Below are 23914 nucleotides of genomic sequence, written 5' to 3' on the forward strand. Positions count from 1 at the left end.
CCCCCTTTGTAGAATAATAAACACACAAACGATATGGCTTTAAAATTAGATGCTAAAATTCCTGCCGGTGCTCTGGCCGAAAAGTGGAGCAACCATAAGACAGCTATCAAGGTCGTAAGCCCCGCCAACAAGCGCAAGCTCGACATCATCATCGTCGGTACGGGTCTGGGAGGCGCCTCCGCAGCCGCTTCGCTCGGCGAACTGGGCTACAACGTCAAGGTATTCTGCATTCAGGATTCGCCCCGCCGCGCCCACTCGATCGCGGCCCAGGGCGGTATCAACGCAGCGAAGAACTACCAGAACGACAACGACTCGGTATACCGCCTGTTCTACGACACGATCAAGGGCGGCGACTACCGCGCCCGCGAGGCCAACGTCTACCGTCTGGCCGAGGTCTCGAACCTGATCATCGACCAGTGCGTGGGCCAGGGCGTCCCCTTCGCCCGCGAGTACGGCGGCCTGCTGGCCAACCGTTCGTTCGGCGGCGCGCAGGTATCGCGTACGTTCTACGCCCGCGGCCAGACGGGCCAGCAGCTTCTGCTGGGCGCCTACGCGGCCCTCAACAAGGAGATTGCGGCCGGTTCGGTGAAGAGCTACCCGCGTCACGAAATGCTGGACATCGTCATCGAGGACGGCGAGGCAAAGGGCATCATCGCCCGCAACCTCGTGACGGGCGAGATCGAGCGCCACGGCGCCCACGCCGTCGTGATCGCCACGGGCGGCTACGGCAACGTCTTCTTCCTGTCGACCAACGCCATGGCGTCGAACGGCTCGGCCGCATTCCAGTGCTACCGCAAGGGCGCCGGCTTCGCCAACCCCTGCTTCACGCAGATCCACCCCACCTGCATCCCCGTTCACGGCGACCAGCAGTCGAAGCTGACGCTGATGTCCGAGTCGCTGCGTAACGACGGCCGTATCTGGGTTCCCAAGAAACTCGAGGACGTGAAGGCCATCCGCGCCGGCAAGCTCAAACCCTCGCAGATCGCCGAGGAGGACCGCGACTACTATCTGGAACGCCGCTACCCGGCCTTCGGCAACCTCGTGCCGCGCGACGTGGCTTCGCGCGCCGCCAAGGAGCGTTGCGACGCAGGCTACGGCGTGAACGAGACCGGTCTGGCCGTATACCTCGACTTCAAGACCGCCATCGAGCGTCTGGGCAAGGACATTATCAAGCAGCGTTACGGCAACCTCTTCGACATGTACGAGGAGATCACCGACGTCAGCCCCTACGAGCAGCCGATGCAGATTTTCCCCGCCGTGCACTACACGATGGGCGGCATCTGGGTCGACTACAACCTGATGACCACCATCCCGGGTCTCTACGCCATCGGCGAGGCCAACTTCTCGGACCACGGCGCCAACCGCCTCGGCGCATCGGCCCTGATGCAGGGTCTTGCCGACGGTTACTTCGTGCTGCCCTACACCATCGGCGACTACCTCTCGCACAAGATCCAGGCCCCGAAGGTGAAGACCGACACCAAGGCCTTCGACGAGGCCGAGAAGGGCGTCAAGGAGAAGATCGCGAAACTTCTCGCGATCAACGGCAAGCAGTCGGTGGACGACATCCACAAGAAGCTGGGCCACATCATGTGGGAGAACGTCGGCATGGCCCGTACGAAAGAGTCCCTCGAAAAGGCCATCACCGAGATTCAGGCCCTGCGCAAGGAGTTCTGGAAGGACGTGAAGGTCGTAGGCAAGGAGAACGACTTCAACGTCGAACTTGAAAAGGCGCTGCGTCTGGCCGACTTCCTGGAGCTGGGCGAGCTGATGGCCCGCGACGCCCTCAACCGCGAGGAGTCGTGCGGCGGCCACTTCCGCACGGAACACCAGACCGAGGAGGGCGAAGCCAAGCGCGACGACGAGAACTTCGTATACGCCGCCGTATGGGAGTACAAGGGCATGGACCAGGCTCCGGAACTCACCAAGGAGCCGCTGAACTTCGAGTTCGTGCACCCCGCACAGCGCAACTACAAAGATTAAGGCCATTTGACGTTGAACTTTAATATCGAATCGAAACCATGAATTTTACATTAAAGATATGGCGTCAAAAGGACGCTAAATCCAAAGGCGCTTTCGAGAGCTACAAGGTGGAGAACATTTCGGCCGACACCTCGTTCCTCGAAATGCTCGACATCCTGAACAACAATCTCATCCACGAGGGCAAGGAGCCGGTGGCCTTCGACCACGACTGCCGCGAGGGTATCTGCGGCATGTGCTCGCTGCACATCGACGGACAGGCCCACGGTCCCAGCCAGGGCGCCACGACCTGCCAGATCTACATGCGCAAGTTCAAGGACGGCGCGACGATCACCATCGAGCCGTGGCGCTCGGCAGCGTTCCCCGTCATCAAGGACCTCGTGGTGAACCGTTCGGCTTACGACCAGATTCTGCAGGCCGGAGGCTTCATCTCGGTGCGCACGAACTCGGTGCCCGACGCCAACGCCATTCCGATCTCGCAGGCCGACGCCGAGGAGTCGATGGACGCCGCCGCCTGCATCGGCTGCGGAGCCTGCGCCGCGACGTGCAAGAACGGTTCGGCCATGCTCTTCGTCGCCGCCCGCGTGTCGTCGCTCGCCAAACTGCCCCAGGGCCGTGTCGAGGGTGCGCGCCGCGCCAAGGCGATGGTCGCCAAGATGGACGAACTGGGCTTCGGCAACTGCACCAACACGGGAGCCTGCCAGGCCGAGTGCCCCAAGCAGATTTCCATTGCGCATATCGCCCGTCTGAACCGCGAGTTCCTCTCGGCGAAGTTCGAGGACTAACGACTGTCGCAGCAGCGATAACGACCAGGGCCGGAGCGTTGCTCCGGCCCTTTTTATGCCGGGCGATATGCGCGTCGCGCATCCAGACAGACAATCCCTCCCGGCCTCCCTTTGAAGGGGGGGGGGAGAAGAGCCCCCGCCGAACCGCGAGTTCCTCTCCGGCGCATACCCCCCCCCGAACCCCAAATTGCCGCCGTTCTAAATATAGGTATGAAAAATAATTTCAAAAAATAATGTACTCTGTATTACATAATACTAAAATTCGTATTATATTTGCATTGTAATAATAGTAAAACCCGCAAAACATCAAACCGCGACAATACTTTTACGACCATGAAAGAGACTGTAAACGTAAACATCGGCTCCGTGGCATTCATCCTCGACGAGGACGCCTACCGGGTACTGGGCAGCTATTTCGACGACATCCGGCGGCGCCTGCCGGAGGGTGACGCCGAAACGATGGGCGACATCGAGGCCCGTGTGGCGGAGATATTCCGCGAGCGGGTCGCCTCGCCCATGCGGGTCATTACGCTCGACGTCGTCCGTGCGACGATGGCCCAGATGGGCAGTCCGGCCGATTTCGGCGAACCCCGCGGCGCGGAGCGGTCCGAGTCCGCCGAGGGAGGGACCGGAACCGAATCCGCCGAACAGCCGCCCCTGCGCAAACTCTACCGCTCGCGCACCGAGCGTTCGATCGCCGGCATCTGCGGGGGTCTCGCCGCGTACTTCGACTCCGACCCGACGCTGATCCGGCTGCTGATGCTCCTGCTGATCCTTTTCGGCGGACTTTCGATCTGGGCCTACATCATCCTCTGGATCGTCATTCCCGAGGAGCCGGCCCGAAAATTCAATATCAACAGCAAAAACCGATAAAATCATGGCAACGAACGAAAACAGACGGTTATTCCGTTCCCAAGACAGCATTATCGCAGGCGTCTGTGCCGGCCTGGCCGAATTCTTCGGACTCGATACATCACTGGTACGCATCGCAACCCTGCTCCTGATCTTCTTCGGAGGTCTCTCGCTCTGGGTTTACATCATCCTCTGGCTGATCGTTCCCAAAGCCCCCAAAAGGTTAAACGCATAGCACCATGGCTGAAGACAACGTAAAGGCGCAAATGCGCAAAGGAATTCTGGAGTACTGCATCCTCGCCATTCTCTCCCGCGAGGACTCGTATGCTCCGAAGATCATCGCCGAACTCAAGCAGGCCGAGATGATCGTAGTCGAGGGTACGCTCTACCCGATCCTCACCCGGCAGAAAAATGCCGGACTGCTGACCTACCGCTGGGAGGAATCCCCGCAGGGTCCGCCCCGCAAGTACTACACGCTCACGGACAAAGGCCGCGAATACCTCGCAACGCTCGACGAAGCCTGGGATGAACTCGTCGGACAGATCCAACTCATCCGCCACGGAAAAAACAATTAACCCCCAAAAAACAAAACCATGAAAAAACTCCTGCTGATAGCCGTCCTGATCGCAGCGTGCCTCTCCGCAACCGCTTATGTCGCCTGCGTCGCAGCGCCCCTGCTGGGCAAAAACATCAAGGGCAGCGGCAAGATCGTCACCAAAACCGTTCCGGCACCCGATTTCGACGGCATCGAAGCCTCGCGCGCCGTGAAAGTCGTCATCTCGGACAAGGTGTCGGACATCCGCATCGAAGCCGACGACAACCTGATCGACCTGGTGGTGGTCCGGGCCGTCAAGGGCAAACTCGAAGCCACCCTCGATCAAAAGGTGAACAACATCCAGAACGGCAACGTCACGATCACCGTCCCGGCCAACGGGAAAATCCGCTCGCTCGACGCTTCGAGCGCCTCGAAGATCATCGGCGAGACGACGCTCAAAGCCGGCAAATTCAGCATCGAGGCTTCGAGCGCCGCCAAGATCAAAGCCGCGGTGGAAGCCGTCTCCTGCACCATCGAAACATCGAGCGCCTCGAAGGTCGAGGCCTCGGTCGAGGCCGAAAGCTGTTCGCTCGACGCATCGAGCGCATCGAAAATCATCCTCGAAGGTTCCGCCGGGACGTTCAGGGCCGACATGAGTTCGGCATCGAAACTCAACGCCGAAAAATTCTCGGCCGTCAACGCCTCGATCGACACATCGAGCGCCGCCAGCGCTTCGATCGATTGCAGCGGAAAACTCACCGCCAGCGCATCGAGCGGCTCGTCGGTCCGCTACTCGGGCGACTGCCAGACTTCGCTGGAAAAGTCGAGCGGCGGCAGCATCCGCAAACTCTGAATTCCGAAACGACGCGACAACCATGAAAGAGGTTAAAAAATGCAGCATCTCGGGCGTGGCGTTCACGATGGACGCCGACGCTTACGAGGCCCTCGAAACCTACCTCGAGAGCCTCAAGACAACCTATAAGGACACGGCCGACGGCGCGGAGATCGTCGCCGACATCGAAGCCCGCATCGCGGAACTGATCCTCTCGGCGCAGGATAACACCCGCATCGTGGAGAAACCGCTGATCCTGAACATCATCCGGCAGATGGGCTCGGCCGAGGACATCTCCCGGGAGAGCGTCGACCGCGACCTGCACTGCGACACGCCGCGCATCCCCCGCCGGCTCTACCGCGACACGGAAAACGCCAAGCTGGGCGGCGTCTGCGCCGGAATCGGCAAATATTTCGACATCGACCCAGTGTGGGTGCGCCTCGGGCTGTTTCTGCCCCTGCTGTTCACCTGCTTCGGGTGGATTCCCTTCCTGCACTGGTTCAGCCCGATGTTCGGCAACCTGTTCGGCATCTTCCTGATCTGCTATTTCATCATGTGGTTCGCCGTTCCGGCGGCCCGTTCGGCGCGGCAGAAACTCGAAATGAACGGCGAGAAGATCACCGCACAATCCATCGGCGAGGTCACCGCGGCCACCGCCACGGCCTGCGCCGAACCCGACGCCAAGGCCAAACCGATCGTCGCCGAAGTCGTATCGGTCTTCGGCAAGGTGGTGCTGATCCTGCTGAAAATCATCGCCGGGTTCATCGTCTTCGGACTCATCATGGCGGCCTGCGCCCTGATCATCGGCATGTTCGCCCTGATCGTCGGCGGAGAGGGTTTCTTCACGCCCGCCGTCTTCGGCAACACGGTGTCGATCTGGATCGCGAGTCTGGGCATCCTGGCCACGCTCATCCCCATCATCCTGCTGATCTACGTGCTGATGTGCCTGATCGCCTCGCGCAAACCCGGCGGCAAGACCGTGCTGGCCATCTTCCTGCTGTGGCTGGCCTCGATCATCGCCGTATCGTGCGTGGCCATCCGCGAGAACGTGGGCGACAAGTTCCGGACGAAACGCAGGGTCCTCGAACAGGTGTTCCAGAGCGAAATCGTCATCGACGGCGACACCACCACCCTCGAACGCCTGCTGGAAGATTACGACGACGAAAGCGTGATCGAGGAGGGCCGCAAGACGCTCCACATCTCCGTGCCCTCGAAATCCATCGACATCACCGTCGACAAGAAGCAGGGCGAACTGCGGGTCAACGCCGACGGCCGGAAGGTCTCGGTCAAAGCCTCCGAGACCGGCGACGAAGCCTCGGTGACGATCCGCCGGGAAACCGACGCCGCCGACAGCGCAAAAACGACCCGCGGCAGCGCCGCCCGGTCCCGGTAAGCGAAGCCGGAAATCATTCGCGTTAAAATAAAAAGTTCCCGGAAATACGGGCGGCATCCTTTTTGGGCCGCCCGTATTTTTGAAATTTTTGAAATATTTTCGTACCTTTGAACGGTTTTGTTTTTAACAAATGAGAGTATGGCCGGAATCAAGAGCATAGGCATTCTGACATCGGGCGGCGACGCGCCGGGCATGAATGCGGCAATCCGCGCGGTGACGCGCAGCGCAATCTACAACGGATTTACCGTAAAAGGAATCATGCGCGGATTCAAAGGTTTGGTATTCAACGAGATCGTTGAATTCAAATCGCAGAGCGTGAGCAACATCATCCAGCTGGGCGGCACGATTCTGAAAACCGCCCGCAGCGAGGAGTTCAAGACCGTGGAAGGCCGCAAGGCGGCTTACGACAACATGGTGGCCGCGGGCATCGACGCTCTGGTGGTGATCGGCGGCGACGGATCGCTGACCGGCGCGGGACTTTTCGCCGAGGAATACAACGTGCCGATCGTGGGGCTTCCCGGAACGATCGACAACGACCTCGGAGGCACGGACTCGACGATCGGCTACGACACGGCGCTGAATACGATCATGGAGTCGGTCGACAAACTGCGCGACACGGCGTCAAGCCACGAACGCCTCTTTTTCGTCGAGGTGATGGGCCACACGGCGGGTTACCTGGCGCTCAACAGCGCCATCGCGACGGGTTCCGAGGCGGCGATCATCCCGGAGATGGAGACCGAGGTCGACCAGCTGGCGGAACTGATCAACCACGGGTTCCGCAAGAGCAAGAACTCGGCGATCGTGATCGTCGCGGAGAATCCCAAGACGGGCGGCGCCACGGCGCTGGCCGAACGTGTGAAGAAGGAGTTCCCGCAGTACGACGCGCGAGTGACGATTCTGGGCCATATCCAGCGCGGCGGCTCGCCGACGGCCGTGGACCGCATCCTCGCCTCGCGCATGGGCGAAGCAGCCATCGAGGCGATCCTCGACGGACAGCGCAACGTGATGATCGGCACGATGAACGGCAAGATCGTCTACGTGCCCTTCGCCAAGGCCATCAAACACGACAAAGGCATCGACCGCGGAGCGCTGGAACTGGTGAAAATCCTGTCGATTTAGACAGCTCCGCCTGCCCGCCGCGAACGGCCGCAATGCAAACGAATTCAACAAAAACCCGAACATAAGCGAATGAAACGCGTAATTGGCATCGGCAACGCCCTGACCGACATGCTGGTCAACCTGAAAACCGACTCCGTGCTGGGGAGGTTCAAATTAGCCAAAGGCTCGATGAGCCTCGTGGACACCCGGCTCCAGACCGAAATTTCGAAATCGGTGGCCGGACTCCCCTATTCCCTCTCGCTCGGAGGATCGGCCGGCAACACCATCCGCGCCATGGCGCAGCTGGGTTGCAGCGTCGGGTTCATCGGCAAGGTGGGCCCCGACACCACGGGCGACTTCTTCGTGCAGGCGCTGGACAACCTCGGCATCGAGCCGATCATTTTCCGGGGCAGGGAGCGTTCGGGCAAATGCGTGTCGCTGATCTCCGCCGACGGCGAGCGCACGATGGTCACCCACCTCGGCGCGGCGCTCGAACTCTCGGCCGGAGAGATCGAGCCGTCGATTTTCGAGGGGTACGACTGCCTCTACGTCGAAGGTTATCTGGTGCAGAACCACGACCTGATCCTCAAGGCCGCCCGTACGGCCAAGAAGTGCGGCCTGAAGGTCGCCATCGACCTGGCCAGCTTCAACATCGTGGCCGAGAACCTCGAATTCCTGCGCGGGCTGGTGAGCGAGCACGTCGACATCGTTTTCGCCAACGAGGACGAGGCCAAGACCTTCACCTGCGAGGCCGAGCCGCTGAACGCCCTCCAGGCCATTTCGCAGATGTGCGAACTGGCCGTCGTGAAGATCGGCACGAAAGGCGCGCTGATCAAACAGGGCGAGGAGGTCGTACACGTGGGCATCATGGCCGCGGCCAAGCGCGTGGACACCACGGGAGCGGGCGATTTCTACGCCGCCGGATTCCTGGCGGGGCTTTGCGACGGACTTTCGCTGCGCCAGTGCGGCACGATCGGCGCCATCACCGCCGGCAAGGTGATCGAAGTCGTCGGCACGACCTTCGGCGAGGAGGCCTGGGCCGACATCCACCGGCTGGTGAACAAGGTCAAAAACGAAAAGTACCTGTTTTAAATACAAAGGGTTGAACAAATGTTCAGCCCTTTGTATTTAAAACAGCAGCGCATACCGGAATCACAACCAATTTTCTTCCGGAGAATTCGCTGTCGCCCAGCGTTCCGCCGTATTTACAATTCTGCCCCACCCCAAATCCCTCCCTCGGGAGGGGCTTATCGCATGCGACCAAAGTCTGCAACTCCTAATTTTTAATTTTCGTGAACAGCCCCCGGCTGATTTCCAGACGCATGCGCAGCAGCCACCGCGATTTGCGGGGCGGCATCGTGCAGCAGAGCACGAGCGTCGCCGCCCATTTGGCGATCTCCAGCACGAAGGTCTTCGGCAGCCGGCGGTGGATTTCGGCCCGCAGCCGCTGGCTCACCCCGACGTTGTAGCTCAACCGCCGGAAATAAGCCCCGGTGAGTTTCGCCGGCGGAATGATGTGCCACATCACCGCCCCCGGCACATACCAGATCGTCTCGCCGCCGAGCAGGAGACGTTCGAAAAAGTCGTTCTCCTCGCCGCCGATCAACTCGCCGTTCACGCGCCCCAGCGTCGGATCGAACCCCCCGTAACCGGCCAGCCCCGCACGGCGGAAAGCCATATTGCCGCCCCCGGGAACGCGTCCCGCCGGGAACGGACGCACCCGCTCTCCGAAATCCATCGGATTGGCGATCGGCATTTCGACGTATTTCGACATCCACGCCGGACGTCCCGCGGGGTATTCGGCGACGATGCGCCCCCCGGCCACGACGGCCCCGGGACGGGTTTCGAAGAATTCGAGATAGGCGCGCAGAAACCCCTCGTTGACCCGTTCGTCGTCGTCGATGAAGGCCACCAGCGGCGCCTGCGCCTCCCGCAGTCCGCGGTTGCGGGCGTACGACACCCCCGGTCCCTCCTCCGCGACGAGCCGCAGGCCGCACCCGGGATGCGCCGCGGCAAAGGCCGCGAAACGCGCCTCGGTGTCGTCCGTGGAGTTGTTGCTCACCACCACGCACTCCCACTCGTCGCGCGGAAGATCCTGCCGCACGACGGATTCGAGCGCCGCAACGAGTTGTGCGGCACGGTTGTGGGTGGGAATGACGAGCGAGATTCGAATCATCGTGCGAATGTAGCAATTTATCCGTAAAAAACCCGTATATTTGTCCGAAATATAAAAAGCGACACGACTATGTACAAACTGATTCGCACCCTCCTGCCGGTCCTTGCCGCAATGATCGCCACGACCGTCTCGGCGCAGAGCGTCAGCTGGAAAAGCTCGGTGCAGCACCTCGACGGCCAGACCTACCGGATCGTGCTGGAAGCATCCATTCCGGCTCCCTGGCACATGTACGACATGGGACCCTACGAGGGCGGGCCCAACGCCACGACGATCACCTTCACCCCGGGCGAAGGCGCCGTCCTCGAAGGAGGCGTCGAGCAGCTGACCCGTCCCGAACGCCACTACGACAAAACGTTCGGAATGGAGATCGGAACCTTCGCCCGAAAGGCGCAGTTCGCCCAGAGCGTGAAACTCACGGCCCCGCAGGCGACCGTCAAAGCGGAACTCGCATGGATGATCTGCAACGATACGAGCTGCCTGCCGCCCGACGACACGGAACTGACGATCACCCTGCCCGCAGGTGCGACGCCCGCCGTGCAGCCCGCGGAAACTCCGGCCAAGGAGAGCGCCGCGGCATCGGAAACCGTCCCTGCGGCCGAAATCGCTCCCGCACAGAAGGACGCCGCAGGCGGCGGCTCGCTGTGGGGGCTGATCATCGAAGCCATTCTGTGGGGCTTCGCCGCCCTCCTGACCCCCTGCGTCTTCCCGATGGTCCCGATGACCGTCTCGTTCTTTATGAAAGGCTCCGGAAGCCCCGCGCTGGGCCGCATCCGCGCCGGCATGTACGGGTTCTTCATCGTGGCCCTCTACACGCTGCCCATCGCGGCGATCATCCTGATCACCCGCCTGGTGGGCGGCGACGCCGTGACGGCCGACATCTTCAACTGGCTGGCCACGCACTGGCTCCCGAACATCCTCTTCTTCCTGGTGTTCATGGTCTTCGCCGCATCGTTCTTCGGCGCGTTCGAGATCACGATGCCCTCGTGGATGGTCAATAAAACCGACTCCAAAGCCGACTCCAAAGGCCTTGCCGGCATCTTCTTCATGGCCCTGACGCTCGTGCTGGTGTCGTTCTCGTGCACCGGACCCATCGTCGGCTCGGTGCTGATCAAATCCACCGCCGGAGAGTTCTGGAGTCCGATCGTGACGATGCTGGCCTTCTCCGTCGCCTTCGCGCTGCCGTTCACCCTCTTCGCCTTCTTCCCCTCGATGCTCAAGAAGCTGCCCAAGAGCGGCGGATGGCTCAATTCGGTGAAAGTCGTGCTGGGATTCATCGAAGTCGCGCTGGGCATGAAGTTCCTCTCGGTGGCCGACCAGACCTACCACTGGGGACTGCTCGACCGGGAGATCTACCTCGCCGTGTGGATCGTGACCTTCTCGCTGCTGGGTCTCTACCTGCTGGGCAAAATCAAGTTCGCCCACGACAGCGACATGCCCTACCTCGGCGTAGGACGCCTGGCGCTGGCCATCGTCACCTTCTCGTTCGTCGTCTACCTCGTCCCCGGCATGTGGGGCGCCCCGCTCAAAGGTCTTTCGGGCTACCTGCCGCCCCTGCACACGCAGGACTTCGTCATCGGACAACAGGACGGCTCCGGACCGGCCCCGGCAGGCGGCGAGGCGCGCATGCTGCTGACCGTCGACGGACAGAAACCCAAACACAGCGACTTCCTCCACCTGCCGCACAACCTCGAAGGATTCTTCGATCTCAAGGAGGCCGAGGCATACGCCGCCAAGGTCGGCAAGCCGCTCTTCATCGACTTCACGGGCCACGGATGCGTCAACTGCCGCGAAATGGAGGCCCGCGTATGGTCCGACCCGCAGGTGCTGGACATCCTGCGCAACGACTACGTGATCGTGGCGCTCTACTCCGACGACAAGAAAGTGCTTCCCGAGAGCGAATGGGTGACCACCGATGCGGGCAAGGTGCTCAAGAGCCTCGGCAAAATCAACTCCTACTACGCGCTGAAGACCTTCGGGGTCAACGCCCAGCCCTACTACGTGTTGCAGGGGCGCGGCGGGAAGGAGTTGGTTCCGCCCCGCGGCTACGACCTCGACGTGCAGGGATTCGTCGATTTCCTCCGCAGCGGCGTCGAAGCCTACGACAGGCAGAAATAGGGATTCCCGCCCCGAAAAAAGCCTGCGGCCGAAACGGCCGCAGGCTTTTTCAGCATTCCGGACGGAGGATCAGTCCGAGAACTCGTCGAACATCGTCGTGCTCAAGTACTTCTCGGCCCGGTCGGGGAAAACCACGACGATATTGCCCCGCTCGATCTTCTGCGCCGTACGCACCGCAGCCAGCATCGCCGCGCCGCTCGACATGCCGGCGAAGATCGCCTCCCTGCGGATGATTTCCCGGGCCATGGAGATCGCCTCCTCGCTCTCGATCATCTCCTGCACGTCGATCTGCGACGGATCGTAGATGTCGGGCACGATGGCCTCCTCCATGTTCTTGAGCCCCTGAATGTAGTGGCCGCGGATCGGCTGTGCGCAGACGACCTTGATGTCGGGCTTCATCACCTTGAGGAAACGCGAAAGACCCATCAGCGTCCCCGAAGTCCCGATGGCGCAGACGAGGTAGTCGATGTTGCCGCCGGTCTGCTGCCAGATCTCCAGCGCCGTCGACTGGTAGTGGGCCAGGTAGTTGCTGGCGTTGGCGAACTGGTCGGGCATGAAATACCTGCCGGGAGCGTCGGCGACCTTTTTCCGCGCCAGGCGGATCGCCCCGTCGGTCCCCTCCTCGGCGGGTGTCAGAATCACCTTCGCACCGTAGGAGCGGATGATCTTCCGCCGTTCGATCGACACCGCTTCGCTCATCACGATCTCCACGGGATAGCCCTTGACGATCCCCACGATGGCCAGCCCGATGCCCGTGTTGCCCGATGTGGGTTCGATGATCGTCTTGCCGGGCGTCAGCCGTCCGTCCCGCTCGGCGGCCTCGATCATCCGCAGCGCAATGCGGTCCTTGATGCTTCCCGTAGGATTGAAGCCTTCGAGTTTGGCGAATATTTTCACGTTCGGATTGGGGCACAGCCGGTTGATCCGCACCATCGGGGTCGTGCCGATGGTCCCCAGAATATTCTTTTTAACCATAAATCACCGCTCATTAAACCGCGTAAAGATAATCATTTTCCGGAAAAAAGATTAATTTTGTGAAATGTCACGTCCGTCTCGTGAAGACAAACGGGTCCCGGCCTCACGAAACGGCATCCCCGGACAAGGACCCACCCTACCCGAATGAACCCATCGAGATTCAGGCCGGCCGCCGGCATGGCGCTGCTGACCTTCGCCGGAATTCCTGCGGCACAGCACGCCGACGCACACCCGAAACGCCCCGGACAACAGCCGCCGAACATCGTGCTCATCCACCTCGACGACATGGGCTACGGCGACCTGACCGCAACGGGGGCCACCGGATACCGGACGCCCAACATCGACCGGCTCTGCGCCGAAGGCATGCGCTTCACCAATTATTACAGCGCCCAGGCTGTCAGCAGCGCTTCGCGCGCCGGGCTTCTGACGGGATGCTACCCCAACCGCATCGGATTCGCCGGGGCGCTCGGTCCGAAATCGAAAACAGGACTCAACCCCGACGAGGAGACCATGGCCGAAAACCTGAAGAAAGCCGGCTACGCAACCGCCATCGTCGGCAAATGGCACGTGGGATGCCGCCCGGGGCTTATGCCCCTCGACCACGGTTTCGACGAATACTTCGGGCTGCCCTACTCCAACGACATGTGGCCCCACCATCCGCAGACGTCGTCCTATCCGCCGCTGCCGCTGTACGAAGGGCGCAAGGTCGTCAACCCGTCGGTCTCGGCCGCGGACCAGGCGCAGCTCACCACCCGGTACACGGAACATGCCGTCGATTTCATCACACGCAGGTCCGAAGGCCCGTTCTTCCTCTACCTGGCCCACTCCATGCCGCACGTGCCGCTCTTCGTCTCGGACAAGTTCAAGGGCAAAAGCGAGCAGGGACTGTACGGCGACGTGATGATGGAGATCGACTGGAGCGTGGGCGAAGTGCTCAAGGCGCTGGAAAAGAGCGGCGCGGCCTCCAATACGATCGTCGTGCTCACTTCGGACAACGGGCCGTGGATCAACTACGGCGACCACGCCGGCTCGACGGGCGGTCTTCGCGAAGGCAAGGGAACCACCTTCGAAGGCGGGCAGCGCGTGCCGTGCATCGTGTGATGGCCGGGGACGACACCCGCCGGAACGATCTGCAACCAGCTGGCCTCGTCCATCGACCTGCTGCCGACCTTCGCGGAGATCGCGGGCACGCCGCTCCCGGCGAAGCAAATCGACGGCGTAAGCATCCGCAGCCTGTTCGAGGGCGTGCCGGACGCCGCGCCACGCACGTCGTTCCTGTTCTACTACCGGAAAAACAGCCTGGAAGCCGTGCGCGACGGACACTACAAACTCGTGTTCGCCCATCCGGGCCGCAGTTACGAAGCATTCCCGCCCGGCAACGGCGGACGCCCGGGCAAGGTGGCCGAAGGGCACGAATTCCCGCTGGCGCTCTACGACATGCGCCGCGACCCCGGCGAACGCTACGACGTTCAGAACCAGCATCCCGAAGTGGTCGAGGAGCTGATGCGGATCGCCGATGCGGCGCGCGAGGACCTGGGCGACGACCTGCGGGGAATGCCCGGCAGGAACAGGCGTCCGGCAGGCAGGGCCGAATAAACGACGAAGGGCAGGTCCGTCCGGACCTGCCCCTTGCCTTTGCGGCACGGGAAACGGACTATTTACGCTCCTTCCCGGTTTCGGCGAAAGCCGATTTCACTTCATGCTCTTTCTGCTGACGGGCTTTGGGCGTCGGAGCCTTGCCCTCTTTAACCAAACGATTGATGTTACGCTCGAAATTCTGCTCGCAAGGTTCGCAGGCGGTGTCTTTGTTCTCTTTCATGGCTTTGGAAATTTTATGGTATCGACTCCTGCTGCAAATAGCGCGCCGTTTGCCCGACCATCCATTCCGGCAAACAAAAAAACGGACAACTCCGTAGAATTGTCCGCTTTGGTAGCGGGAGGAGGACTCGAACCTCCGATAATTAGAATTGTATTTCAATAAGTTACACTCGTTATTTCGCAAAAAAGTATTCCAACCGGCATCCTTTAATTCAATATTTGAACAGGTTACCCCCACCATTTCAGCAGGTATCCGAAGAATACCTTGTAGAATAGCCGTATCATATCCAAGCGGTTTTTACTCAACAAACCACCTGTACTCGGGTTCCCCGATGAGCGCCTTTGCCACTCCCTCCGTGAATACCGTCGCATTCCGGCTTCTTGCGAGGAACGAATCGATGTAGCTGGACTTGTTGGCTCCGGTAAAGAGGTTGAACACCCTCCATAGGTCAATCTCCCGCTGTCTGTCGCACGCAAACGCCGTATCGTTGTAATAGGCCCTTGCGATGGTGTTCAGATGGCAGTCCGTGAATTCGAATTCCGGGAGCTGCTTGCGTTGAGCAGGCGGCAGGAACTGATACAACCGTGCCTTTCCCACCATCTGCGCGAACTGACTTTCCGACATGGAGGTATCGAGTAACGCCCGCATCCGCTCCAAATGCCGCCTGGCATTGTAGCTTACGATCAGCTCCGTAATCTTGGCTGTCAACTCCTGCGTATTCGTCACCCGCATCTCCCCGGCCAGTCCGTCCGTGGCCACACACATATTGCAACAAACCATGTTCTTGAACCCGATAAAGACTTTGAATTTCTCGAAGCCTTTCTTACTGTAAAGGTTCTCCTGGTTGTAGGCCCTTACACCTCCTACGGTCAAGTTGAGCCTGCATCCGTCGATAACCTCCGTTATGGCGGGTATCTCGATGCAGAACATCATCCGCTCGTAATAGATGGTCTTGTCCTCGTCGGTAAGGTCCTTTACGGCCTTGTGGATGGCTTCGGGTGTCCGTCCCTTGACGATATGGCTCACCCGTATTTCGGGCTCTTCCACCGTACAGCTTCGGAACATCCGCTGCGCACACTCCCACATGGTTTCGATGAACTGATTGTGCGAGATGGTCACCTCGTTGTCCCTGGAGAAGACCGGGGTAATGCAATCGTTCTGGAGGTGGCTGAGTGTAACAGCCTTGGTATTGGCCTCGATGAAAGGCTTGCGGGGCTGTTCTTCGGGAGTTTCCCGGAACGGGGATTCCTCTTCTTCCCCGAACGAGGGCGAGGGGATAATCAGCTGTGTTGCATCCCGTGCATCTTCACGGAGCGTAAAGGGCAGTACGTTGTTACTGTGCGACTCTGCCCGCGGGATAGCTTGTTCCATAATTTGCGGAGGGTTGGGTTCGACATTGGTTGCACCAGTCGAGAATCTGCATCCCGACTTGTTCAGTCAGCGGAAACTCCGCCTTCCCGGCGAAAAGCTCCGTGCGGTCCTTGGAAGCCAAAGCATAGTGCTTCATGTTGACATCGAATACGATGGTGAACTCGTAGTCGACATTATCCCGCTGTACGGCTTTAAGCCCCACTTTCTCGGGGATCATCTTGCCGTTGCGCTCGTTGAGCACGTACTCCTGCTTGCTCCGCATCGTACAGATCACATGACACGAGGAGTTGAGAATCCGCTGGATAAAGGCGTTCTGCCGGGGCGTGACCTTGGCCCAGTTGGCGAAGGAGTTGCCTTGCAGATTGGCGTGGAAATCCAGCAGGTAATCCCAGCAATGGGAGATGCTGTCGATGATGATAACCTCCATGCCTGCGCTTTCGCAGATACCGATGGCGTCGATGTATTTCTCGGGATTGTAAGGCTCCGAGAGGGAGAGCACGTTGTAGGCTCCCAAGTGGGCATAGAGGTCCGCACTCCCGTTCTCGGTGTCAATGACAGCGATTTTGGACCAGTCGGAGGTCATGCCGTGGGCGATAAGGAGCGACGAATAGGTCTTGCCCGATCCCGAAGCTCCTTGCAGGGCTAACCGCATCTTGGCTGCCCGGCGTTGTGAATGGCGTAATTGCATGATGAAATGAAATTGGATTTGGTTGAACTCGTAATAGCATAATAAAAAGGCCGCTCCCCCGGAGTGGAGGAACAGCCTTTCGATGGAAAGATAGACAAGGTTACAGCGTGGCAACCGTGGTGAACTGCGGGTTATCCCCGGCATTGTGAAGCAGGAGAAACTGCTCGCCGCTCTCCTCGGAGATCACCTCCGAAACGACGGGATGATCGAGCGGTTCTGCGGGATACTTCGAGGTAACGGCGCCCGCCTTATCGCCATATCCGAAGAAATACTTTCCCGTCTGCTCGTTGCGGATGATACGGATTTGCAGAATACCTTTCCACTCCTTGAACTCGTCGAGAGTGAAGGTCCGCAGGAATTTGAGTGTGTTTGTCATAGCCATAAAATTTGAGATTCGACAATACGCGGAAATAATATGATTATCCCCGGAGGATAGCCGGGGTCGCACCCCAATCCCGCAAAGCGGGGGGGGGTATTCGGGGAATATCCTGCGCTCGAACAATTTCGGGGAGTTGCAAAAATTTTTTGTGGTGAAAATTTGGCTTGGCTTAACCTTGTAATATCATTAATAACAACATCATATTGCTATTTATCGGTATCTCCACTATACAACATCCGCATTTCTCTTCCATTATGATAGGAAAGTTGAATTTGGACAGGGATTTGCAAAAAAATGTGCAACTTTTTTGTTCTGCAGGTGAGGATTTGAACGAATTTTGTTACAACGACTTAGGAGATTTGGTTACGCCATATTTAATACGATTATTCTAATTGAACTAGAAATGTATAGCAACTAAAGGAAACAAAGATAATCTTATACTATTTAAGATGAATTCCAAAAAATTGCCATTCACTTTTTGGTCCTTCAATCAAATTAATCATATCTACATCCTGTGGTATGCTCGGAAATATTAATGAAAACTCTAGAATTTCGCCTACACTATTAAAATATTATCTGCTTTGCACCATTTTTACCAACATATTAAATAGATGCGTTGTTTGAATTAAAAGCAAATTTACACGTATTTTATGGTACACTGACGCAATCATTTCTGTTTGTTAATCGAGGTACAACATCCACTGTCCATATTTGTCGAACAGCTCTAACATCTTCTGCCCAAAGAGTACTTCCGCTTTATCCTTATCCACTTTCTCCTTGTTATAATACAACGCTCCACTGGGCGAGGGGCCCGACCTTATATTCGCAACCATTCCTTAGCCTGTTTTGCGGGGTTGAGAATTTCGATGCTTAGGACTTTCAATTCGCGTGTCTGTTGTTCCAACATGGCAATCTGATGCGGGATCGCAATGTTGGAAAAGTGCGCATTGACGACCTTTACAATCTGGTTATAGTTATTGGCCAGTTTCTGAAATTGAAAATAAAACTCGTTGTGTCGAGCGATGAACTGCACTTTCGAAGGGGCGCGTCTGATGATGATGAACTCCTCGGCGAAGATACATTTTACGATAAATCGGCTTCCATAGCCGGATCAGTTCCGGGGTGTAATATTACAACCGTCCGGCACGAAAAAAACCGCCGAACGGACTGGAGCGGACATAAAACCCGAATGCATCACAAATAAAATCTTTCACTATCAAAAGATGAAACGCGAGATTCAAAACCCTCTTTCCTACATTCCTTTTACAAGTCATTCATGGAATCGATATGGCAGGCAGGAACGCCTCCCATCTCCTCTGCATAAAAGAAGTCGTTCACGAATGAATACAGTCGTGAATCACCAAAATCACAAATTCATGAACACAAGAATTCTTTAATTTATCGCTTATAAAAAACTCTTAATTATGCACTGCCTTATGTCGTCAGAAGAATGGCATCGGAAAATTCCCTTCACAGGTTATTTGCTGGCTATCAGCATAAGTGTTCCGGTCGTGGATTTGGAGAGCGTTCGCAGGGTAGCGTCCGGGGCGCAGAATATCGTCTTTCTCGCCGGCTGGGAATTGCTTGAATATTAGGTTGCTGCGCGACCTTGAAAACACGGTTGAATTTCTCCGCTCAATGCCGTCATATCTTGTCCGATCTTGTCGTTGGTGATTTGGGCGTAAATTTGGGTCGTGGTGATATGTTTATGTCCCAGCATCTTCGATACGGTTTCCAACGGTACGCCCTGCGTGAGCGTGACCGTCGTGGCAAATGTATGCCGGGCCACATGGATCGTCGGATTGAACGGCAACCGGCATGCCTGGTAACATGCCGTAACGACATATTCAACGTATTATAGGTGCCTTTGAGCGGGAAGGCCCTGTCTCCCGAGAGGTGCATGTCCTTATAACAGTCGTAAATCATTTCAGCAACGGGGAGAAGTTTGACACGGAACTGTGTACCCGTCTTCTGACGCTTGTCGATGATCCAACGATCCCCGTTGTCGTCTGTATGAATATCTGTATGGGTCAGTTTCGAAACGTTCGCATAGCTTAAACCTGTAAATGCGCAGAAGACGAAGACATTCGGTTGATGCGTTGGGCTTCGAGGCTTTTGCCGGCTGCTTTATTTGCCTTGGTATCCCAAAAAGAAGAACGAACGGTGAGTTTGCAGCTGAACTGCGACATCGTACCGTTGATCGTAATACGGCCATGACGGGAATCTGGCCCGATTTCTCCGACTGCCTTTTTACGTAGAAAAGGACTTTGAACGTGCTGCGTTGCATAATAACTTGAACTTGTTGGATGGGTTAAACGTTTAGTCAAGTTATTTGGCATGCGAGAATTCGGCACAACAAGCTGAAAAACAAGCGCTTTAATGCGAAATAAAGCATTTCGGGCAGGTAACGGATAAGTAATACAACTCACCGTTAAACCTGCCCGATTCTGCCTTTGAGTGTTTCGGAACCTACGGAAATCAATACATTAAATACCTGTAAACAAAACATTTACACTTTTATGCATTGTACTGCTCCTACAAAAAGCCGCACCCTTTCGGGAGCGGCTTTTTTCGATATGTACACGAAGGGCAACTGCCCGGCGACACGTCGTCGCCATAGCCCCCCCCTTCGTCTTCGGCTACTGCGCCTGCTGGAGCGACTCCAGATCGGCCTTCGAACCGACTACGAGGTCGTCGTAGTCGCGCAGGCCCGTACCGCCGGGGATCAGGTGACCGCAGATCACGTTCTCCTTGAGGTTCTCCAGCGGATCGACCTTGGCCTGGATGGCCGCCTCGTTCAGCACCTTGGTCGTCTCCTGGAACGAAGCCGCCGAGATGAAGCTCGAAGTCTGGAGTGCGGCGCGGGTGATACCCTGCAACACCTGGGTCGAAGTCGCGGGCACGATGTCGCGCACCTGCACCGGCTGCTGGTCGCGGCGCTTGAGGCTCGAATTCTCGTCGCGCAGCTTACGCAGCGAAACGATCTGCCCGGGCTGCAACGATGTCGAATCGCCCGCGTCGGTGACGACCACCTTGTCGTACAACTCGTCGTTCACATCCATGAACTCCCACTTGTCGACAACCTGATCCTCGAAGAAACGGGTGTCTCCCGGGTCCTCGATCTTCACCTTGTTCATCATCTGGCGGACGATGACCTCGAAGTGCTTGTCGTTGATCTTCACACCCTGCATGCGGTACACCTCCTGCACCTCGTTGACGATGTACTCCTGCACCTTCGTCGGGCCGAGGATATTGAGGATGTCGCTCGGGGTGATCGCACCGTCCGACAGCGGGCTGCCGGCCTTCACGTAGTCGTTCTCCTGCACGATGATCTGACGCGACAGGGGAACCAGATAGCGTTTCACGTCGCCCTGCTTCGAGGTGATGATGATCTCGCGGTTACCGCGCTTGATCTTGCCGAACGCCACCTCGCCGTCGATCTCCGATACGATGGCGGGGTTCGACGGGTTGCGGGCCTCGAACAGCTCCGTAACACGCGGCAGACCGCCGGTGATGTCGCCGCCCGACTTGCCGACGGCGCGCGGAATCTTGATCAGGATGTCGCCGGCCTTGATGCGGGCGTTGTCCTTCACGACCACGTGGGCGCCCACGGGCAGGTTGTACTGCTTGACCTCCAGACCTTCGCGGTCGACGATCTTGATGACGGGGTTCTTGGTCTTGTCCTTCGACTCGATCACGACCTTCTCCGAAAGGCCCGTCTGCTCGTCGCGCTCGTCGCGGTAGGTGATACCCTCGATAACGCTCTCGTAGGAGGCCTTACCCTCGTACTCCGAAATGATAACGGCGTTGTAGGGGTCCCACTCGCAGATCAGGTCGCCCTTCTTGACCTCGGAGCCGTCCGCCATGAAGAGCGTCGCGCCGTAGGGCAGGTTGTGCGTATAGAGGACGATGTCGGTCTTGGGGTCGACGATGCGGAACTCCGACTGACGCGAAATAACGATGTCGATCGCCTCGCCGGCTGCATTCTTGCCCTTGACGGTGCGCAGCTCGTCGATCTCCAGACGGCCTTCGTATTTCGAAACGACGTTGGTCTCGACAGCCGTGCCGCCGGCCACACCGCCGACGTGGAACGTACGCAGGGTCAGCTGCGTACCCGGCTCGCCGATGGACTGCGCGGCGATGACGCCGACGACCTCGCCCTTCTGAACCATGCGGGCCGTGGCCAGGTTGCGGCCGTAGCACTTCGCGCAGACGCCGCGGCGCGACTCGCAGGTCAGCACCGAACGGATCTCCACCGACTCCAGCGGCGATTTCTCGATGGCTTCGGCGATCGGCTCGGTGATCTCCTCGCCGGCCTTGCAGATCACCTCGCCGGTCAGCGGGTGAATCACGTCGTTCAGGGCCACACGGCCCAGAATACGGTCGTAGAGGGTCTGCACCACGTCGTCGTTGCGCTTGATGGCCGTAGCCGTCAGGCCGCGCAGCGTGCCGCAGTCCTCCTCGTTGATGATCACGTCCTGCGCCACATCCACCAGACGGCGCGTCAGGTAACCTGCGTCGGCCGTCTTCAGGGCGGTGTCGGCAAGACCCTTACGGGCGCCGTGGGTCGAAATGAAGTACTCCAGCACCGAAAGTCCCTCCTTGAAGTTCGAGAGAATCGGGTTCTCGATGACCTGCTGGCCACCCTCGACGCCCGACTTCTGCGGCTTGGCCATCAGACCGCGCATACCGCTCAACTGACGGATCTGCTCCTTCGAACCACGGGCGCCGGAGTCGAGCATCATGTATACCGGGTTGAAACCGTCGTTGTCCTTGATCAGCGTTTCGATCACGGCCTTCGTCAGCTTGGTATTGATATTCGTCCAGACGTCGATGATCTGGTTGTAACGCTCGTTGTTGGTGATAAGACCCATGTTGTAGTCCTCCATGATGGAGTCCGAACGTTCGTAGCCCTCCTGCACGAGCTTCTCCTTCTCTTCGGGGATGATCACGGCATCGAGGTTGAACGACAGACCGCCGCGGAAGGCCATCCGGTAACCCATATTCTTGATGTCGTCGAGGAACGCGGCCACCTTGTCGGCACCGGCCTTCTTCATCACCACGGCGATGATGTCGCGCAGCGAACGCTTCGTCAGAATCTCGTTGATGTAACCCACCTCCTTGGGAACCACCTGGTTGAAGAGGATGCGGCCGATGGTCGTCTCCTTCAGCACGCGCACCTCGTTACCCTGCTCGTCCAGGTCGTCGACCATACACTTCACGATGGCGTGCAGGTCGGCCCGGCCCTCGTTGTAGGCGATGATCGCCTCCTCGGCGCCGTAGAATACGCGGCCTTCGCCCTTCACGCCCTTGCGGGGCTTGGTGATGTAGTAGAGACCGAGGACCATGTCCTGCGAAGGGACCGTGATCGGCGCGCCGTTCGCGGGATTGAGGACGTTGTGCGAACCCAGCATCAGCAGCTGGGCCTCCAGGATGGCGGCGTTGCCCAGCGGCAGGTGCACGGCCATCTGGTCGCCGTCGAAGTCGGCGTTGAACGCCGTACATGCCAGCGGGTGCAGCTGCATGGCCTTGCCCTCGATCAGTTTGGGCTGGAACGCCTGGATACCGAGGCGGTGCAGCGTCGGGGCGCGGTTCATCAGCACGGGGTGTCCCTTGATGACATTCTCCAGAATGCCCCAGATCACGGGGTCCTTGCGGTCGATGATCTTCTTGGCCGACTTCACCGTCTTGACGATGCCGCGCTCGATGAGCTTGCGGATCACGAACGGCTTGTAAAGTTCGGCGGCCATGTCCTTCGGAATGCCCATCTCGTGCATCTTCAGCTCGGGACCGACGACGATGACCGAACGGGCCGAGTAGTCGACACGCTTACCCAGCAGGTTCTGGCGGAAGCGGCCCTGCTTGCCCTTGAGCGAATCCGACAGCGACTTGAGCGGACGGTTCGACTCGTTCTTCACGGCGTTGCTCTTGCGCGAGTTGTCGAACAGCGAGTCGACGGCCTCCTGCAACATGCGCTTCTCGTTGCGCAGAATCACCTCCGGGGCCTTGATCTCGATCAGGCGTTTGAGGCGGTTGTTGCGGATGATGACGCGGCGGTAGAGGTCGTTCAGGTCCGACGTGGCGAAACGTCCGCCGTCCAGCGGCACCAGCGGGCGCAGCTCGGGCGGGATCACCGGAATCACGTTCAGCACCATCCACTCGGGCTTGTTCTTGCCCTCCGAGGCGCGGAACGACTCGATGACGTTCAGACACTTCAGCGCCTCCGACTTACGCTGCTGCGAGGTCTCGGTCGAGGCCTTGTGGCGCAGGGCGTAGGACATCGAATCGAGGTCCACCTGCTTCAGCAGCGTGTAGACGGCCTCGGCGCCCATCATGGCGACGAACTTGTTGGGGTCCGAATCGTCGAGCGACTGGTTGCCCTTCGGCAGCGCGGCCACCACGTCGAGGTACTCCTTCTCCGAAAGCGTGGCCAGACGCTCGATGCCCTGCTCCGAGGCGGCGCCGGCGTTGATCACGACGTAACGTTCGTAGTAGATGATCGCCTCGAGTTTCTTCGACGGAATGCCCAGCAGGTAGCCGATCTTCGAAGGCAGCGAGCGGAAATACCAGATGTGCACCACCGGAACCACCAGCGAGATGTGTCCCATGCGCTCGCGGCGCACCTTCTTCTCGGTCACCTCCACGCCGCAGCGGTCGCAGACGATGCCTTTGTAGCGGATGCGCTTGTACTTACCGCAGTGGCACTCGTAATCCTTCACCGGGCCGAAAATCCGTTCGCAGAACAGACCGTCGCGCTCGGGCTTGTAGGTACGGTAGTTAATGGTCTCGGGCTTCAGCACCTCGCCGCTCGACTGGGCCAGAATCTCCTCGGGGGAGGCCAGGCCGATCGAAATCCGGCTGTAACCATTATTCGGTTTATTGTCTTTGGTAATTGACATATTTGTTCTCGTTTTTCTTT

At 58.6% G+C, this 23914-nt stretch carries 22 protein-coding genes; 12 read left to right on the top strand and 10 right to left on the bottom strand.

Translation table 11 applies throughout. The annotated features are described in order from the left end of the window. Window positions 1-33: 33 nt before the first annotated feature. The 9 genes from NQ492_RS04210 (at window position 34) to NQ492_RS04250 (ending at window position 8564) form a co-directional block, all read left to right on the top strand. On the top strand, window positions 34-1980 hold the full coding sequence (locus tag NQ492_RS04210; protein WP_015548040.1) for a fumarate reductase/succinate dehydrogenase flavoprotein subunit: 1947 nt from the start codon (window positions 34-36) through the stop codon (window positions 1978-1980). A gap of 38 nt (window positions 1981-2018) precedes the next feature. Further along, complete coding sequence (locus NQ492_RS04215; RefSeq protein ID WP_015548041.1) at window positions 2019-2762, top strand: succinate dehydrogenase/fumarate reductase iron-sulfur subunit; 744 nt, start codon at window positions 2019-2021, stop codon at window positions 2760-2762. Window positions 2763-3095: 333 nt separating this feature from the next. After that, a complete protein-coding gene (locus NQ492_RS04220) occupies window positions 3096-3635 on the top strand; it encodes a PspC domain-containing protein (RefSeq protein WP_015548042.1) in 540 nt (179 codons plus the stop codon). 4 nt (window positions 3636-3639) lie between these two features. After that, window positions 3640-3849 carry a PspC domain-containing protein gene (locus tag NQ492_RS04225; RefSeq protein WP_015548043.1) on the top strand — a complete coding sequence of 70 codons (210 nt, stop codon included), beginning with the start codon at window positions 3640-3642 and terminating at the stop codon, window positions 3847-3849. A 4-nt stretch (window positions 3850-3853) separates the two neighbouring features. Further along, the gene (locus NQ492_RS04230) at window positions 3854-4189 is read left to right on the top strand and encodes a PadR family transcriptional regulator (RefSeq protein WP_015548044.1); all 336 of its coding nucleotides are present in this window, start codon (window positions 3854-3856) and stop codon (window positions 4187-4189) included. 18 nt (window positions 4190-4207) lie between these two features. After that, window positions 4208-5002 (top strand): head GIN domain-containing protein, encoded by a 795-nt coding sequence (locus tag NQ492_RS04235; RefSeq protein ID WP_015548045.1) that lies wholly within the window; start codon window positions 4208-4210, stop codon window positions 5000-5002. Window positions 5003-5024: 22 nt separating this feature from the next. Next, complete coding sequence (locus tag NQ492_RS04240; protein ID WP_015548046.1) at window positions 5025-6374, top strand: PspC domain-containing protein; 1350 nt, start codon at window positions 5025-5027, stop codon at window positions 6372-6374. Between the two features lie 138 nt (window positions 6375-6512). Next, window positions 6513-7493, top strand: coding sequence for a 6-phosphofructokinase (pfkA, locus tag NQ492_RS04245; protein WP_015548047.1), 981 nt, complete (start codon window positions 6513-6515; stop codon window positions 7491-7493). A gap of 69 nt (window positions 7494-7562) precedes the next feature. Continuing rightward, window positions 7563-8564 (top strand): adenosine kinase, encoded by a 1002-nt coding sequence (locus NQ492_RS04250; protein ID WP_015548048.1) that lies wholly within the window; start codon window positions 7563-7565, stop codon window positions 8562-8564. A gap of 184 nt (window positions 8565-8748) precedes the next feature. Here the strand turns inward: NQ492_RS04250 and NQ492_RS04255 are convergent, their stop codons facing one another. After that, window positions 8749-9648 carry a glycosyltransferase family 2 protein gene (locus NQ492_RS04255; RefSeq protein WP_015548049.1) on the bottom strand — a complete coding sequence of 300 codons (900 nt, stop codon included), beginning with the start codon at window positions 9646-9648 and terminating at the stop codon, window positions 8749-8751. 69 nt (window positions 9649-9717) lie between these two features. Between NQ492_RS04255 and NQ492_RS04260 the strand changes: the two genes are divergently transcribed. Next, window positions 9718-11763, top strand: coding sequence for a protein-disulfide reductase DsbD family protein (locus NQ492_RS04260; protein ID WP_259873795.1), 2046 nt, complete (start codon window positions 9718-9720; stop codon window positions 11761-11763). A gap of 69 nt (window positions 11764-11832) precedes the next feature. On the opposite strand, the gene NQ492_RS04265 is transcribed toward NQ492_RS04260, so the two are convergent. Then, window positions 11833-12738, bottom strand: coding sequence for a PLP-dependent cysteine synthase family protein (locus NQ492_RS04265; protein ID WP_015548052.1), 906 nt, complete (start codon window positions 12736-12738; stop codon window positions 11833-11835). Between the two features lie 144 nt (window positions 12739-12882). Here NQ492_RS04265 and NQ492_RS04270 point away from each other — a divergent pair, with 144 nt between their 5' ends. Both NQ492_RS04270 and NQ492_RS04275 read left to right on the top strand, forming a co-directional pair. Then, window positions 12883-13839: a sulfatase-like hydrolase/transferase gene (locus NQ492_RS04270; protein WP_231839945.1), complete on the top strand. Its 957-nt coding sequence runs from the start codon at window positions 12883-12885 to the stop codon at window positions 13837-13839. A 144-nt stretch (window positions 13840-13983) separates the two neighbouring features. Further along, window positions 13984-14334 (top strand): hypothetical protein, encoded by a 351-nt coding sequence (locus NQ492_RS04275; protein WP_231839946.1) that lies wholly within the window; start codon window positions 13984-13986, stop codon window positions 14332-14334. Between the two features lie 58 nt (window positions 14335-14392). On the opposite strand, the gene NQ492_RS04280 is transcribed toward NQ492_RS04275, so the two are convergent. The 8 genes from NQ492_RS04280 to rpoC form a co-directional block, all read right to left on the bottom strand. Further along, window positions 14393-14557, bottom strand: coding sequence for a hypothetical protein (locus NQ492_RS04280; RefSeq protein ID WP_015548054.1), 165 nt, complete (start codon window positions 14555-14557; stop codon window positions 14393-14395). A gap of 297 nt (window positions 14558-14854) precedes the next feature. Beyond that, a complete protein-coding gene (locus tag NQ492_RS04285; protein ID WP_015548055.1) occupies window positions 14855-15928 on the bottom strand; it encodes a DUF3871 family protein in 1074 nt (357 codons plus the stop codon). Next, a complete protein-coding gene (locus NQ492_RS04290) occupies window positions 15891-16616 on the bottom strand; it encodes an ATP-binding protein (RefSeq protein WP_050794822.1) in 726 nt (241 codons plus the stop codon). Before NQ492_RS04290 ends, NQ492_RS04285 begins: the two co-directional genes overlap by 38 nt. Before the next feature lie 100 nt (window positions 16617-16716). Beyond that, window positions 16717-16992: a hypothetical protein gene (locus NQ492_RS04295; protein WP_015548057.1), complete on the bottom strand. Its 276-nt coding sequence runs from the start codon at window positions 16990-16992 to the stop codon at window positions 16717-16719. An 820-nt stretch (window positions 16993-17812) separates the two neighbouring features. Beyond that, window positions 17813-18085, bottom strand: a complete 273-nt coding sequence (locus NQ492_RS04300; RefSeq protein ID WP_044054612.1) for a plasmid mobilization protein — start codon at window positions 18083-18085, stop codon at window positions 17813-17815. 501 nt (window positions 18086-18586) lie between these two features. Next, window positions 18587-18784: a tyrosine-type recombinase/integrase gene (locus NQ492_RS04305; protein WP_240046636.1), complete on the bottom strand. Its 198-nt coding sequence runs from the start codon at window positions 18782-18784 to the stop codon at window positions 18587-18589. A 265-nt stretch (window positions 18785-19049) separates the two neighbouring features. Next, complete coding sequence (locus tag NQ492_RS04310) at window positions 19050-19424, bottom strand: Arm DNA-binding domain-containing protein (protein WP_229028895.1); 375 nt, start codon at window positions 19422-19424, stop codon at window positions 19050-19052. A gap of 210 nt (window positions 19425-19634) precedes the next feature. Then, window positions 19635-23894: a DNA-directed RNA polymerase subunit beta' gene (gene rpoC / locus NQ492_RS04315; RefSeq protein WP_015548059.1), complete on the bottom strand. Its 4260-nt coding sequence runs from the start codon at window positions 23892-23894 to the stop codon at window positions 19635-19637. Window positions 23895-23914: the final 20 nt, after the last annotated feature.

It is taken from the genome of Alistipes shahii WAL 8301 (assembly GCF_025145845.1).
Classification (GTDB): Bacteria; Bacteroidota; Bacteroidia; order Bacteroidales; family Rikenellaceae; genus Alistipes; species Alistipes shahii.

Bases quoted from the DNA above. Each gene is read 5' to 3' on its own strand.
- NQ492_RS04210 (WP_015548040.1), top strand. From the start codon at position 34: ATGGCTTTAAAATTAGATGCTAAAATTCCTGCCGGTGCTCTGGCCGAA.
- NQ492_RS04215 (WP_015548041.1), top strand. From the start codon at position 2,019: ATGAATTTTACATTAAAGATATGGCGTCAAAAGGACGCTAAATCCAAA.
- NQ492_RS04220 (WP_015548042.1), top strand. From the start codon at position 3,096: ATGAAAGAGACTGTAAACGTAAACATCGGCTCCGTGGCATTCATCCTC.
- NQ492_RS04225 (WP_015548043.1), top strand. From the start codon at position 3,640: ATGGCAACGAACGAAAACAGACGGTTATTCCGTTCCCAAGACAGCATT.
- NQ492_RS04230 (WP_015548044.1), top strand. From the start codon at position 3,854: ATGGCTGAAGACAACGTAAAGGCGCAAATGCGCAAAGGAATTCTGGAG.
- NQ492_RS04235 (WP_015548045.1), top strand. From the start codon at position 4,208: ATGAAAAAACTCCTGCTGATAGCCGTCCTGATCGCAGCGTGCCTCTCC.
- NQ492_RS04240 (WP_015548046.1), top strand. From the start codon at position 5,025: ATGAAAGAGGTTAAAAAATGCAGCATCTCGGGCGTGGCGTTCACGATG.
- pfkA (WP_015548047.1), top strand. From the start codon at position 6,513: ATGGCCGGAATCAAGAGCATAGGCATTCTGACATCGGGCGGCGACGCG.
- NQ492_RS04250 (WP_015548048.1), top strand. From the start codon at position 7,563: ATGAAACGCGTAATTGGCATCGGCAACGCCCTGACCGACATGCTGGTC.
- NQ492_RS04255 (WP_015548049.1), bottom strand. From the start codon at position 9,648: ATGATTCGAATCTCGCTCGTCATTCCCACCCACAACCGTGCCGCACAA.
- NQ492_RS04260 (WP_259873795.1), top strand. From the start codon at position 9,718: ATGTACAAACTGATTCGCACCCTCCTGCCGGTCCTTGCCGCAATGATC.
- NQ492_RS04265 (WP_015548052.1), bottom strand. From the start codon at position 12,738: ATGGTTAAAAAGAATATTCTGGGGACCATCGGCACGACCCCGATGGTG.
- NQ492_RS04270 (WP_231839945.1), top strand. From the start codon at position 12,883: ATGAACCCATCGAGATTCAGGCCGGCCGCCGGCATGGCGCTGCTGACC.
- NQ492_RS04280 (WP_015548054.1), bottom strand. From the start codon at position 14,557: ATGAAAGAGAACAAAGACACCGCCTGCGAACCTTGCGAGCAGAATTTC.
- NQ492_RS04285 (WP_015548055.1), bottom strand. From the start codon at position 15,928: ATGGAACAAGCTATCCCGCGGGCAGAGTCGCACAGTAACAACGTACTG.
- NQ492_RS04290 (WP_050794822.1), bottom strand. From the start codon at position 16,616: ATGCAATTACGCCATTCACAACGCCGGGCAGCCAAGATGCGGTTAGCC.
- NQ492_RS04295 (WP_015548057.1), bottom strand. From the start codon at position 16,992: ATGACAAACACACTCAAATTCCTGCGGACCTTCACTCTCGACGAGTTC.
- rpoC (WP_015548059.1), bottom strand. From the start codon at position 23,894: ATGTCAATTACCAAAGACAATAAACCGAATAATGGTTACAGCCGGATT.